This is a genomic window from Actinoplanes sp. KI2 (assembly GCF_025630775.1).
In the GTDB taxonomy this organism is placed as follows: domain Bacteria; phylum Actinomycetota; class Actinomycetes; order Mycobacteriales; family Micromonosporaceae; genus Actinoplanes.
Genome location: NZ_JAOSZE010000044.1, coordinates 57,643 through 70,756 on the forward strand (window position 1 = coordinate 57,643; position 13,114 = coordinate 70,756).

The window sequence follows — 13,114 nt, forward strand, 5'->3', positions numbered from 1 at the left end:
GGCGCGTACATGCACGCACGTGCGCACTGGATGGTTCGTGCCGCGGCGGTGAAAGGTTCACCCGGTGCGCCGGGTCACTCTACGACGGGCCTTATTTTTTGGTTAGTTGGCCGTTACCGGCCGGTATCGGCCCAGCTCAGCGAGGGTCGGCCGGCGGCCGGTGGAAACTAGCCGACAAATTCGGCCCGTGACGTTCATCCGAAGCCGCCCGCTGCACGTATGTCGGGGAGGGCAAGGACCGGGCGACCGGCACCCGGCCCGCACCACCTGAAGCACGGGGTATCCCCCACGGATGCCTGCGTTCCGACGCCCATCGGGACGTACCCGCTGCGGAGAACGAGGAGTCAATGGCCCGGACAGGTAACAACCAGCGATCCGCCAATCGTGTGGCCGTCGATGTCGGTGCTACCGGAACGAAATCGGCGTCCACCGGCGCCATCCTGGTCCTCGGCGCGTGCGTGCTCGCCGCGCTGTGGGCCCTGGCGATGATGACCCCGATCGGCCGGGTCATCTATGTGTACGTCTTCATGTACCTCGAGTTCTACATGGGCGTTCTCGTCCTGGTCTCGATATCCATCACCATCATGGTCGGACTCGTCTCGACCGACCGGTTGGTCCTGTCCATCAGGCAGCGGGTCTTCCTGCAGTCCATCCACCGGACGACCGGCGTGATGGCGGTCGTCGCCCTGGCGTTCCATCTCTGGACGAAAACCGCCGAGGGGCACATTCGGGCGATCGACATCGTGATCCCGTTCATCGCCCAGTCCAACCGCCTCTACATCAGCTTCGGCCAGATCTCGGCGTACATCCTCATCCTGGTGATCTGGACCGGCATCGCCCGTGCCCGGTTCATCGGCCGCGGCAAGCCGTGGATGTGGCGCGCGATCCACTCGATCCCGTACCTGATGTGGCCGATCGCCCTCATGCACGGTCTGGGTGCCGGTCGCGCCGCGAAGACCTGGGTGATCGTCAGCTATGTGGTCTGCGTGCTGATGGTGCTGATCGGCCTGGCCGTGCGCCTCTCGGTGAGCCTCAACCGCCGCAAGGACTTCTCCTCCAGCTCGGGAGTCGGCATCAAGCCGGCCGGGAACATGGTGCCCACCTCGTCCCCGGCGATGAAGAAGCCGCGCCGCCGCGACCCCGAGCCCGAACCGCAGACCCTCGGCCCGGTCGCCGTGGTCGACACCTTCCAGCCCGCCGCACCACCACTGGCGAGCGAGCGGGCCGAGCTGGTCGCGCCGGCCGCGCCGCGGCAGCGCCGGGCCGTCGAGGACGAGATCGAGTACGACGAGCCGGCCCCGCGCGGCCGCCGCTACCCGGGCGAGGACACCTCGACCCGGATGCGCCGCCCCGACTACGAGGACACCTCCACCCGGATGCGCCGCTCGGACCTGGAGGACACCTCCACCCGGATGCGGCGGGCCGAGATGGACGACACCGGCAGCCGGATGCGCCGGGTCGAGATGGACGACACCGGCAGCCGGATGCGCCGGGTCGAGATGGACGACACCAGCAGCCGGATGCGCCGCATCGAGGCCGACGACTTCGGCGAGCCGGCGCCGCGCTCCCGCCGCCGTTCGCAGCCGCCGGAGCCGATGCCGATGTACGACGACGCCCCCCGCGGGCGCCGCCGGGCCGAGCCCGACTACGACGACATTCCCCGGCAGCGCGGCGGCGGCCGGTACGAGGACGACCGGCGCTCCGCCCGCTACGAGCCCCGCTTCGGTGAGGAAGCGGAGGAGGCGCCCCGGGCCCGGCGCGACCGGGGCGCTGATCTCGACCGCGCCGACTCGGGACGGCACAGCCGCAGTGGGTTCGTCGACCTGGTGGACGAGGACGACGAGACCCCGACGCTGGTCGACATGGCCTCCCGCCGGGCTCGGCGGGACCAGCAGGAACCCGGGCGTGGTCAGGCGGGCCGGGGGGCTCGCCGCGGTGGCCGCGACCGGGTGGACGACGACGTCGCTGACGACCAGTACTGGTCGCAGCTGCGAGGGGAAGCGAATTGAGCACCGCCCAGGTTCCGCCGGTCACCTCGATCGGCGTTCCGCGGATCACCGCGGGCATGGATGAGTACGGCCGCCTGGACCTCCTGGCCCATCAGGAGGTCCACGGCGGGTTCGCCGCGCTCTCGTCCGGCGAGCTGATCGGCCTCGCCGACCGGATCGAGCTGCGGGGCCGGGGCGGCGCGGGCTTCCCGTTCGCCCGTAAGGTCCGCGCGGTGCTCGACTCCTGCCGCCGGCAGGACCTGCCCCCGGTGATCGTGGTCAACGGCACCGAGGGCGAGCCGCCGTCCTGGAAGGACAAGGCGGTCCTCACCCGGGCGCCGCACCTGATCCTGGACGGCGCGGCGCTGGCCGCCGCCGCCCTGGACGCCGAGGAGATCGTGATCGGCATCGCCGACGACGGCATCGGCCAGAGCTCGATCACCGCGGCGCTGGCCGAGCGGCGGATGCCGTGCCCGACCCGGATCGTCACCGTCCCGCACCGGTTCATCTCCGGCGAGGGCGGCGCGCTGGTCCGCGGCATCAACGGCGAGGCGCACATCCCGCCCGGCCGCAAGGTGCGCTCCAGCGACAACGGCGTGATGGGCCTGCCCACCCTGCTCTCCAACGCCGAGACCTTCTCCCAGCTGGCGATCGCGGCCCGGCTCGGGCCGTGGGAGTACAACGCGGTCGGCATCCCCGAGGAGCCGGGCACCGTGATGCTGACCGTCGGCGGGTCGGCCACCAACCCCGCCGTCGTGGAGGCGCCGTCCGGCACCCCGCTGATGGACGTGCTGACCATGTGCGGCGCGGACGTCGGCCCGGGCCTGCTGGTCGGCGGCTACCACGGCAAGTGGATCACCGCCGAGGCGGCGAGGACGGTCACCATCTCCCGCAAGGGCTTCGCGAAGGTCGGCGGCACCCTCGGCGCCGGCATGCTCATCCCGATCGGCTCGAACACCTGCCCGCTCGGTGAGGTCTCCCAGGTCGTGCAGTACCTGGCCGGCGAGTCGGCCGGCCAGTGCGGCCCGTGCCGGCTGGGCCTGCCCGACCTGGCCCGCGCGGTCACCCTCGTGTCGCTGGGCGGCAACGCGGTGGAGAACGTGCGGCAGGCGGCCGGCGTGGTCAAGGGCCGGGGCGCGTGCAGCCACCCGGACGGCACGGCCCGCTTCGCGCTCTCCGCGCTCGAGGTGTTCGCCAAGGACGTCGACGCGCACACCAACGGCGAGGGCTGCGGCAAGTCGGTGAAGGGCCTGCTGCCCCTGCCGTACACCGCGGAGACCGGCGCCCGCAAGCTCGCGCTGGACTGGTCCCGCTGCGACGGGCACGGCCTCTGCTCGGCCGTCGCGCCGGAGATCATCCGGCTGGACGCGAACGGGTTCCCGGCGTTCCCGCAGACCCCGCTGCCGCCGTGGCTGGAGATGGGCGCCCGCAAGGCGGTCAACGTCTGCCCGGCGCTCGCGCTGCGGCTGGACGACGCGAAGGCGACGCATTGAGACGGCTCCTGGCGACCATCGGGTCGGCCGCGCTGCTGGCGGGCTGCGCGGCCCCCGTCGTCACCACGCCGTCCACCCCGATCACCCCGGCCGACCTCCCCGCCGGGACGGTCGCGGCGTCACCGTCGGCGGGCGCGCCGGCCGCCGTTCCGGCCGCGCTGCGCTTCACCGGCAGGACGCTCGACGGCGCCTCCTTCGACGCGGCCACCATGGCGGGCCGGCCGACGATCCTCTGGTTCTGGGCGCCGTGGTGCGCCACCTGCGCGAGCGAGGCGCAGAGCATCGCCGACCTCGCCGACGAGTACCGCGGGCAACTGGGCATCCTCGGCATCGCGGGCCTCGGCACGAACAAGGCGATGCACGAGTTCGTATCGGACCTGAACGTCGGCGCCGTCCCGCACCTCGACGACCAGGCCGGCGCGATCTGGAAGAAATTCAAGATCACACAGCAGAGCACGTACGTGTTCCTCGACCGCTCCGGCCGGGTGGTGAAGACCGGTTATCTCGACGATCTGCAGCTGACCGCCGAGGTCAAGACGCTGGTGGCCTGAGGTGGGCGCGGCGGCCCTGCTCGCGCTGACCGCCGGCATGCTGGGCGCGGTCAACCCGTGCGGGTTCGCGCTGCTGCCCGCCTACCTGTCGGTTCTGGTCGCTTCCGATCGGGTGGCGCCCGGGCGGGCGGTGGCCCGGGCACTGCGCTGCACGGTCGCGCTGACCACCGGGTACGTGCTGGTGTTCGGCGCGTTCGGGCTCGCGCTCACGCCGATCGCCGACGCGATCCAGCCCCGGCTGCCGTGGGTCACCGTGGCCTTCGGCCTCGCCCTCGCCGGGCTCGGCGGGTGGCTTGCGCTGGGCGGCGCGCTTCCGGCGTTTCCGGGTGTACGCGCGCCGCGGCTCACCGGGTCGGCCTGGTCGATGGTGCTGTTCGGCGTGGCGTACGCGATCGCCTCGCTCGGCTGCGCGGCCGGCCCGTTCCTCGCCCTGGTGGTCTCCAGCCTGCGAGCGGGTTCGATCGGAAGCGGCCTGCTGCTGTATCTGGCGTACGCGGCCGGCATGGGCCTGGTCGTGGGGGTGACCGCGGTGGCGGTGGCCCTGCTGCGCGCCTCGCCGGTGACCCGGGCCCGGCGCTTCCTCGGCGTGGTGCCGCGGCTCGGCGGGGTGATCCTGGTGGTCAGCGGCGTCTACGTGGCGTACTACGGGTGGTACGAGCTGCGGCTGGCGCGCGACCTGCGGTACGCCGGGCACGATCCGCTGGTGACCGCGGCCGGGCGGGTGCAGGAATGGCTCGCCGGGGTCGTCTCGTCGATCGGCGCCGGGCCGTTCGTGGTGCTGCTCGGCGTACTCGTGCTGGGAACTTGGGGGTTTGGTCGTCGGCGCCGGTCGCCGGTGGCGCTGCCGCCGGGCGGCCCGACTGGGGATCGGACCGCGCCGGCGGCAGGCTCATCCGCGTCGCCGCTCCGTGCCGGTACACGGTGACGCGGGGCTTGACCGCCCGTTCCCGGATCAGACGTGCGGGTAACGGGCTGACGCTGGAGTTCGCGCACTTGTTGAGTAGGTGGTGGCGTAGGTGGGCTGCTCGGACGGCATCAGGATCCACAGGATCGGGTAGACCAGGATCTGGCTGCCCGGGATGGCCAGCAGGATCAGGACGAACAGCAGCCGGGTGAGCCACGGGTCGAGCCCGAAGCGCCGCGCCAGGCCGGCGCAGACGCCCCCGATCATGCGGCCCTCGAGCGGCCGGATCAGGCCCTGACGGCTCATCGAGTCGTGCACCGAGTTCATCGTCTCTCTCGCTTTCTCGCTGATTGGTATCTCAAGAGTGACGGTTTCCGATCGGCGGCGGCATCGGGAACTGCCCTGAGCGAGCCCTGAGATCCCGACCCCTGGATGTGCCGATCGGTAGGGTTCGGGCATGGACACCGACGAGCGGGTGCGGGGGATCTGTCTCGGGCTGCCCGAGGTGGTCGAGCGGGACAGTCACGGGTCGCCGGCGTACTTCGTGCGGGGCAAGCGCGGGTTCGTGCATCTCATGGTGGACGGGCATCACGACGCCGGGTTCCCGCAGATGTGGTGCGCGGCCGGGCCGGGCGTGCAGCAGGAGCTGATCGCGGCCGATCCGGAGCGGTTCTTCCGGCCGCCCTATGTGGGGCATCGGGGCTGGCTCGGGGTGCGGCTCGACCGCGATCCGGACTGGGCGGAAATCGCCGAGGTGTGCACCGACGCGTACCGGGCGGTCGCTCCCAAAGGGCTGGTCGAGAGGCTCGACGGTGGACAGTAGGGTACAACTGCGGATGTGAAGAAGCCGTCCAAACGACTGGTCACGGTCATCGCCGTCGTAGCTCTGATCATTTTCGCGCTGTGCGTGGCGCACTCCCGCGGCAAGGACGCGCACACCGGGCTCGACACGGCCGGCAAGCAGGCGTGCGACGACTTCGCCGCGGGCTACCCGAAGGCGTCGACGAAGCCGGACCGGCTGGCGCTGGCCGACCAGGTGACCAAGTCGTCGGGCAAGACCGACAACAAGGAGATCCAGGAGCGGGCCGCCGAAATGGGGCAAGCGGCAAGCGCGGGCGGGTCGCAGTGGAAGACGGCCGCACAGAACCTCTCCACCGCGTGCAAGAACGCGGGCTGGACCGCCCCCTAGCCCTCGGTGATGTCGGCGACGATCACGGTGACGTTGTCGGGGGCGCCGTTCTCCAGGGTGCGGTGGACCAGCTCGGCCGCGGCCGTCTTGCGGTCGGCGTTCGCCAGCAGGGTCTGCAGGATCACGCTGTCCTCGACGTAGTCGGAGAGGCCGTCGCTGCACAGCAGGAAACGGTCGCCGGCGACCACCGGGTACATCCGGCCGGCCGGGCGGAACGGGCCGCCCTGCACCGCCTGGGTCACGAGCGCGCGCTGCGGGTGGCGGCGGGCGTCGTCGGGGGTGAGCACGCCCTGGTCGACCAGGGCCTGCACGTACGTGTCGTCCTTGGTGATCTGGGTCAGCGCGCCGTCGCGGACCAGGTAGCAGCGGGAGTCGCCGACGTTGAGCGCCGCGACCCGGTCGCCGGAGAGCAGGATCGCGGTGACCGTGGTGCCCATGCCGTCCCGGGCGTCGTCGTCGGCGATGGCCGCCTCGATCCGCTCGTTGGCCGTCTGCAGCGCGGCGATCAGATCTTGGAGCGGCTCGCCGGTGTCCGGCATCTCGTCGACCACGCCGAGCGCCCGCACCAGGATGTCGCTGGCCAGCTCTCCGGCGGGCAGCCCGCCCATGCCGTCCGCGACCACGAGGAGGCGGTTTCCCACGAAAACCGCGTCTTCGTTGTTGGACCGCACGAGGCCCTGATCGGTGGCGGCGACCGCCCGGACAACAAGCGTCATGTGACAAGACTGCCAAAGGCCCGCGGAGATGTCTCTAGTACCTCCTACGTAGTGTGTGCCGGGGATGCCGTTGCCGCTGATGGAACCCCGATGACCTGCGACGACACGTCCGGGTGCGGATGCGGGCCGGTGGTCACCCGACCGGGTTGGCGCGGGCCGACCGGCATCATGGGCCACTTCCGCCGACCGCGGCACACCAGTCCCAGCTTGCGCACCAGCGGTCAATCGCGGGTCCGGGCGGGCCGGGGGAGGGCTCGGCTCAGCAGCGGCGCCAGCGATTGCGCGTACGCGGTGGTCAGGTGGTTGGTGTCGCGGTAGACGAGCAGGTCGCCGACGACGAGCGGGCAGCGGCTGGAGCACAGCCACGGGGTGGGATCGATCACGGTCACGCCGGCGCGGGTCGCGGCGTCCCGGATCGCCTGGCGCGCGTTCTGATCGCGGAGGACGGTGCCGGCCGGTTCGGCGCAGTCGCCGATGGCGGTGCTGTGCCGGGCGAGGCACCCGACGGGATCGTTGCTGAGCGTCGGGGTGTCGGTGAGCACGACGACCTGCCCGGCGTCGTTCCGCAGCCGGCCGAACAGCCCGTCCCAGGCGGCGCTCCACTCGGCGACCGGGTCGACGGGGTGATCGGCGAGCATGCCGAGATAGTTCGTGCTGGAGGCGACCACGATCAGATCCGGTCGCAACTGATCGATGCGCTGCGACACCCAGCGGTGCCAGGCATCGCATTCGGTGTAGCGCCGATTCAGCTTGAGGTTGCGCACCGCGACCGGGGCGGGGCTGCACGAGCTGCGGGTCAACGACACCAGCCGCCAGCCCGCGGACGAGGCGATCGAGTCGAGTGCGGGGAACCACTGCAGCGCGTGCGAGTCGCCGAGCAGGACGACCGTACGGGTGGCGTTCGCCGGGCCGTAGACGCATTCGCCGGGCCGGGCGCCGCTGCCCAGGCTCAGGTGGCAGCCGTCGCGCTGCGGGCGGCTCTGGTCGGCGGCGGCGTCGTTGAGGGCGGGCCGCAGGTTGGCCGGGATGAGCCGGGTGGACTCGCCGGCGGCGATCAGCCGGGTCAGCGCGGCGGGCGCGGTGTGGACGGCGGCGCTGGTGTCGACGGCGTCCGCGCCTAAGACGAGCGGGCGGGGGTGGTGGCTGGCCGTGACCGCCGATACCGCCGTGAGCGCGGACAGGCCCAGCCCGAGCGCCAGCCCGCGGGCCGGGCGCCGGATCAGGGCGCGTCGGTGGCGGATCGGGTTCTCCACGAGGTGATAGGTGACGAAGGCGATCGCCAGGGCCGCCGCGCAGAGGGCGAGGCGGAGAGCGATGTCGAGCGAATGGCCGATCAGCGCGGGGACGAGGATCAGCAGTGGCCAGTGCCAGAGATACCAGCCGTAGGAGAGTTCGCCGAGGAACGGAAATGCCCGGGGGTATCGGACTCGGCCACCTGTGATCACGGCCGCGGCGCCGAGGACGGGCAGCAGGGCGGCGAATCCGGGGAACGGCGTCCGGTCGTCGTAAATCAGCGCGGCGACGACGATGGCCGCCACCCCGATCCAGCTGAGCAGAGCGGGTCCCAGCCTGCCCGCGGCCGCCACCCGGGACCGGTTCGCCCCAACGCCGAGCAGCCGGCGATCAGATACGGCCGTCGTGGATCGGTCGCGGTGCGGCGCGTCCCGGGCGGATCGCGTCCGGCGCGCCGACTCGGCGACCGCGATCAGGGCGCCTACGCCCAGCTCCCAGGCTCGGCTGGGTGAGCCGAAATAGGCCCAGGGTGCGCTTTGGGTGGTCGTGACGACGCTGTGGACGAAGGACGCACCACAGAGCACGGAAACGACCACGGCGAACACCCGGCGCCCGCCGATCCGGCGCGTGTGCAGCCGTACCGCTCCGATCTGCAATGCCGCGATCAGGAGCAGGGGCCAGATCAGGTAGAACTGCTCCTCGACCGCCAGGGACCAGTAGTGCTGAAACGGGGACGGGTCGGTGGTGGCGAAGTAGTCGGTGGCGACCTGGGCCAGTCGAACGTTGATCGAGTAGGAGGCGGCGCCCAGGGCGTCGGCGCCGACATCCGCGATCCGGGCAGGTGGGAGCCACCACCAGGCGACGCCCAAGGTCAGCGCGGCCACCAGGGTGGAGAGCGGCAGCAGGCGAATTGCTCGCCGGGCGAAGAATCGCGCTGCCGAAATCTTCCCCGTTGCGGAACTTTCGGCCAGCAGAAGACCGGTGATCAGGAAGCCGGAGATGACAAAGAAGACGTCCACGCCGACGTAGCCGCCGGCCAGGCCGGGGATGCCGGCGTGGGAGCCGACCACGAGCAGCACCGCGACCGCGCGCAGGCCCTGGATGTCGGGGCGGTGCCGGGGGGTGGGCACGGCTTCGGCCGGCCGGGGTGGTGCGGCGGACCGCGGCGGTATCGTCCGGCTCAGCGTCACGAGGGGAGTAACGCCGGCAGGCGATCTCCGGTCACTGCCTTGTGCCCGATGCCGCCTGGCCCGTCGCGGTGGCCGCGGCACCACGCCCGCGCACCCCGGGGCCGCGGGTGTGGACGCTGCCGCTGCCGGCATGGCCGTGGGCCGCGGTGTGGACGGTCGGCCGTGAGTGAGGCGCTGCCGCGGGTGTGGACGGTGGGCGCGGGGCCACAGCGGCGGACACTGGCCCGAGCCGGGGGAGCGCCTGGGCACTACTGTGTCAACGATGGCGATGCCGATGGTGGGACGGGCAACCGCGGTGGCGGAGCTGCGGCGGTCTTGGTCTCGCGCGCAGGCCGGCCGCGCGCCGATCACCGCAGTCGTCACGGGTACCGCCGGAACTGGGAAAAGTGCCCTGGTCGCGGCTCTTCTGCGGGAGGCGGGGGCGGCGACCGTGCTCGCCGGGACCGCGCGGGTGCATTCGCCGGCCCCCTACGACTGGCTCGCCGCGGTGCTCGCGGGGCGGGACACGCGCGGGCTCGACGTGCCGCCGGACGCGCTCGCCTGGCTCAAGCAGGACCCGGATGTCCCCCGGGAGCGGTACACGCCGGAAGCTCTGCTGCGGATCGCGGTGGCGACCGTCCGTGCGCTGGTCGGCGGTGCCCCGGCCGTACTCGTGGTCGAGGATCTTCATGCCCTCGACCCGGCCAGCCTGAACCTGGTCGCCGAGCTGGCCACGACGGACCTTCCGGCGCTCCTGCTGGTGACCAGTCAGCCGGCCGCGGCCGCCGTCTCGCCGCAGCTCACCGAGCGCACGCTGGCGCGCCTCGGTGGCCGGCCCGGTGCCGTGCGACGCCATCTGAGCGGGCTGCTGCCGGCCGAGGTGGGTGAGATCCTCGAGCACGTGTACGGGCCGGGCGCCTGCTCGCCGGAGGTGGCCGAGGCGGTGTGGCGGCGGACCGACGGCAACCCGTACCGGCTCAGCGAGCTGCTGGCGGTCGAAGGGGCGGCCGTTCTGGAGCGACCGCACGCGGATCTGTCTTCAGCCCGGTCCGGGGTGGTTGGACGGCTGACCGCTCGGGAGCGTGAAGTTCTCGGGCTGCTCGCCGAGGGCATGGCGAACAAGCAGATCGCCACTGCGCTGGGCATTTCCGTGCGGACTGTGACGGTTCACGTCTCGAACTTGCTGCGCAAAACGGGCGCTTCCTCGCGGACCGAGGCGGCGCTCTGGGCGCTCTCCGGACGCCGTTCTGGTGATCATCAGGCAGGGTGGCGCGACAACCGCCGAGCGGCTCGGTCACAATCGTCGGCGTGACGACAGCGATCCATCAGCGTATTGCCTCGGAGCTCGGGGTTCGGGAAGGGCAGGTCACCGCGGCGGTCGATCTCCTCGACGGCGGGGCCACGGTGCCGTTCATCGCCCGCTACCGCAAGGAGGTCACCGGCGCGCTCGACGACACGCAGCTGCGCACGCTCGAGGAGCGCCTGGGCTACCTGCGGGAGCTCGAGGAGCGCCGGGCCGCGGTGCTGGAGTCGATCCGCTCGCAGGGCAAGCTCGACGACGCGCTCGAGCAGGCCATCCTCGGCGCCGACTCGAAGGCCCGGCTCGAGGACATCTACCTGCCGTACAAGCCGAAGCGGCGGACCCGGGCGCAGATCGCCCGCGAGGCCGGCCTCGAACCGCTCGCCGACCAGCTGCTCGGTGACCCGGCACTCGATCCCCGCGAAACGGCGAGGAACTTCGTCGACGCCGACAAGGGGGTGGCCGACGAGGCGGCGGCGCTGGACGGCGCCCGGGCCATCCTCATCGAGCGGTTCGCCGAGGACGCCGACCTGATCGGCGACCTGCGCGAGCAGATGTGGACTCGGGGGCGGCTGGTCGCCAAGGTGCGGGACGGCAAGCAGACCGACGGCGCGAAGTTCGCGGATTATTTCGACTTCGCCGAGCCGTACGCGAAATTGCCCTCGCACCGGATCCTGGCGATGTTCCGCGGCGAGAAAGAGGACGTCCTCGACCTCACCATGGAACCGCACCCGGAGGAGGACGAGGGCTACTTCGAGGCGCGCATCGCCGGCCGCAACAACATCGCCGACCACGGCCGGCCCGGCGACCGCTGGCTGCTCGACACGGTCCGCTGGACCTGGCGCACCCGGGTGCTCATCCACCTCGGCGCCGACCTGCGGGTGCGGCTCTGGCAGGCGGCCGAGGACGAGGCGGTCCGGGTCTTCGCGGCCAACCTGCGCGACCTGCTGCTGGCCGCGCCGGCCGGCACCCGCGCCACGATGGGGCTCGACCCGGGCTTCCGCACCGGCGTGAAGGTGGCGATCGTGGACTCGACCGGCAAGGTGGTCGCCACCGACGTGATCTACCCGCACGTGCCGCAGAACAGGTGGGACGAGTCGATCCACCGGCTGGCCGCGCTCGCGTCGGTGCACCACGTCGACCTGATCGCGATCGGCAACGGCACCGCCTCGCGGGAGACCGACAAGCTGGCCGGCGAACTGATCAAGCGGCATCCCGAGGCGAAGCTGACCAAGGTGATGGTGTCCGAGGCGGGCGCGTCGGTCTACAGCGCCTCGGCGTACGCGGCCCAGGAACTGCCCGGCATGGACGTCTCGCTGCGCGGCGCGGTCTCGATCGCGCGCCGCCTGCAGGACCCCCTCGCCGAGCTCGTGAAGATCGATCCGCGGTCGATCGGCGTCGGCCAGTACCAGCACGACCTGTCCGAGGCGAAGCTCTCCAAATCCCTCGATGCGGTGGTGGAGGACTGCGTGAACGCGGTCGGGGTGGACGTGAACACCGCGTCCGCGCCGCTGCTCACCCGGGTCTCCGGGATCGGCGCCGGCCTGGCCGAGAACATCGTGCTGCACCGGGACGCGAACGGGCCGTTCCGGACCCGCAACGACATCAAGAAGGTGGCCCGGCTCGGCCCGAAGGCGTTCGAGCAGTGCGCCGGCTTCCTGCGCATCCCGGACGGCGACGACCCGCTCGACGCGTCCGCGGTGCACCCCGAGTCGTACCCGGTGGTCCGGACGATCCTGGCGACGGCGAACGCGGACATCAAGACGCTGATCGGGAACTCGCCGCTGCTGCGCGCGCTGCGCCCCGAGCAGTTCGTCACCGACGCCGTCGGCCTGCCGACCGTCACCGACATCCTGCGCGAGCTGGACAAGCCGGGGCGGGACCCGCGTCCGGAGTTCACCACGGCGACGTTCGCCGAGGGGGTCGAGAAGATCGCCGACCTCAAGCCCGGGATGATCCTCGAGGGTGTGGTGACCAATGTGGCGGCGTTCGGCGCGTTCGTCGACATCGGTGTCCACCAGGACGGCCTCGTCCACGTATCGGCCCTCTCCAACAATTTCGTGAAAGATCCCCGAGACGTTGTCAAATCGGGTGATGTCGTGAAAGTTCGCGTCCTGGAGGTGGACGAGGCGCGGAAGCGCATCTCGCTGACCATGCGGTTGCAGGACGAGCCGGCCCAGCGGAGGCCGCGCGAGGACGGCCGGCCGGGGCAGCAGCGCCAGGGCGGTGGCCAGCGGCAGGGCCAGGGCGGCGGCGGCCAGGGCGGCGGCCAGCGTCAGGGCGGCGGCCAGCGTCAGGGCGGCGGCCAGCGTCAGGGCGGCCAGCGGCAGGGCCAGGGCGGGGGTGGCGGTGGCCAGGGCCAGCGCGGTGGCGGTCAGGGCGGCGGCCAGGGCCAGCGCGGCGGCGGCCAGGGTCAGAGTGGCGGACAGCGGCAGGGTGGCGGACAGCGGCAGGGCGGCGGACAGCGGCAGGGTGGCGGCGGTCAGCGCCCGCAGTCGGGCCCGCTCAACGACGAGATGGCCGCGGCGCTGCGCCGGGCCGGCCTGATCAAGGACTGAGACGATGGGGGCC

At 72.1% G+C, this 13,114-nt stretch carries 11 protein-coding genes; 8 read left to right on the forward strand and 3 right to left on the reverse strand.

Annotated features, from left to right (window positions below; all coding sequences use genetic code 11):
- Positions 1-347: 347 nt before the first annotated feature.
- From ODJ79_RS36680 to ODJ79_RS36695, 4 genes are read left to right on the forward strand one after another with little or no spacing between them, the layout of a single operon-like run.
- Positions 348-2,009 carry a translation initiation factor III gene (locus ODJ79_RS36680; RefSeq protein WP_263028270.1) on the forward strand — a complete coding sequence of 554 codons (1,662 nt, stop codon included), beginning with the start codon at positions 348-350 and terminating at the stop codon, positions 2,007-2,009.
- Positions 2,006-3,481 carry an NADH-quinone oxidoreductase subunit NuoF family protein gene (locus ODJ79_RS36685; protein ID WP_263028271.1) on the forward strand — a complete coding sequence of 492 codons (1,476 nt, stop codon included), beginning with the start codon at positions 2,006-2,008 and terminating at the stop codon, positions 3,479-3,481. The genes ODJ79_RS36680 and ODJ79_RS36685 overlap by 4 nt, the downstream gene beginning before the upstream one ends.
- On the forward strand, positions 3,478-4,032 hold the full coding sequence (locus ODJ79_RS36690; RefSeq protein ID WP_263028272.1) for a TlpA family protein disulfide reductase: 555 nt from the start codon (positions 3,478-3,480) through the stop codon (positions 4,030-4,032). Before ODJ79_RS36685 ends, ODJ79_RS36690 begins: the two co-directional genes overlap by 4 nt.
- A gap of 37 nt (positions 4,033-4,069) precedes the next feature.
- On the forward strand, positions 4,070-4,957 hold the full coding sequence (locus ODJ79_RS36695) for a cytochrome c biogenesis CcdA family protein (protein ID WP_317620735.1): 888 nt from the start codon (positions 4,070-4,072) through the stop codon (positions 4,955-4,957).
- Positions 4,958-4,984: 27 nt separating this feature from the next.
- On the opposite strand, the gene ODJ79_RS36700 is transcribed toward ODJ79_RS36695, so the two are convergent.
- Entirely contained in the window at positions 4,985-5,263 is a 279-nt protein-coding gene (locus ODJ79_RS36700; protein WP_263028274.1) for a PspC domain-containing protein, read from the reverse strand.
- 130 nt (positions 5,264-5,393) lie between these two features.
- Between ODJ79_RS36700 and ODJ79_RS36705 the strand changes: the two genes are divergently transcribed.
- A complete protein-coding gene (locus ODJ79_RS36705; protein ID WP_263028275.1) occupies positions 5,394-5,759 on the forward strand; it encodes an MmcQ/YjbR family DNA-binding protein in 366 nt (121 codons plus the stop codon).
- Between the two features lie 15 nt (positions 5,760-5,774).
- On the forward strand, positions 5,775-6,125 hold the full coding sequence (locus ODJ79_RS36710) for a hypothetical protein (protein WP_263028276.1): 351 nt from the start codon (positions 5,775-5,777) through the stop codon (positions 6,123-6,125).
- On the opposite strand, the gene ODJ79_RS36715 is transcribed toward ODJ79_RS36710, so the two are convergent.
- Positions 6,122-6,841, reverse strand: coding sequence for a PP2C family protein-serine/threonine phosphatase (locus ODJ79_RS36715; RefSeq protein WP_263028277.1), 720 nt, complete (start codon positions 6,839-6,841; stop codon positions 6,122-6,124). The genes ODJ79_RS36710 and ODJ79_RS36715 overlap by 4 nt on opposite strands.
- Before the next feature lie 221 nt (positions 6,842-7,062).
- On the reverse strand, positions 7,063-9,264 hold the full coding sequence (locus ODJ79_RS36720) for an acyltransferase family protein (protein WP_263028278.1): 2,202 nt from the start codon (positions 9,262-9,264) through the stop codon (positions 7,063-7,065).
- 262 nt (positions 9,265-9,526) lie between these two features.
- Here ODJ79_RS36720 and ODJ79_RS36725 point away from each other — a divergent pair, with 262 nt between their 5' ends.
- Both ODJ79_RS36725 and ODJ79_RS36730 read left to right on the forward strand, forming a co-directional pair.
- A complete protein-coding gene (locus ODJ79_RS36725; protein WP_263028279.1) occupies positions 9,527-10,555 on the forward strand; it encodes a helix-turn-helix transcriptional regulator in 1,029 nt (342 codons plus the stop codon).
- Positions 10,552-13,101, forward strand: a complete 2,550-nt coding sequence (locus ODJ79_RS36730) for a Tex family protein (RefSeq protein WP_263028280.1) — start codon at positions 10,552-10,554, stop codon at positions 13,099-13,101. The genes ODJ79_RS36725 and ODJ79_RS36730 overlap by 4 nt, the downstream gene beginning before the upstream one ends.
- The last annotated feature ends 13 nt before the right edge of the window (positions 13,102-13,114 follow it).

Coding starts and splice junctions, on each gene's coding strand:
- ODJ79_RS36725 (WP_263028279.1), top strand. CDS start 9,527: ATGGCGATGCCGATGGTGGGACGGGCAACCGCGGTGGCGGAGCTGCGG.
- ODJ79_RS36715 (WP_263028277.1), bottom strand. CDS start 6,841: ATGACGCTTGTTGTCCGGGCGGTCGCCGCCACCGATCAGGGCCTCGTG.
- ODJ79_RS36680 (WP_263028270.1), top strand. CDS start 348: ATGGCCCGGACAGGTAACAACCAGCGATCCGCCAATCGTGTGGCCGTC.
- ODJ79_RS36700 (WP_263028274.1), bottom strand. CDS start 5,263: ATGAACTCGGTGCACGACTCGATGAGCCGTCAGGGCCTGATCCGGCCG.
- ODJ79_RS36705 (WP_263028275.1), top strand. CDS start 5,394: ATGGACACCGACGAGCGGGTGCGGGGGATCTGTCTCGGGCTGCCCGAG.
- ODJ79_RS36695 (WP_317620735.1), top strand. CDS start 4,070: ATGCTGGGCGCGGTCAACCCGTGCGGGTTCGCGCTGCTGCCCGCCTAC.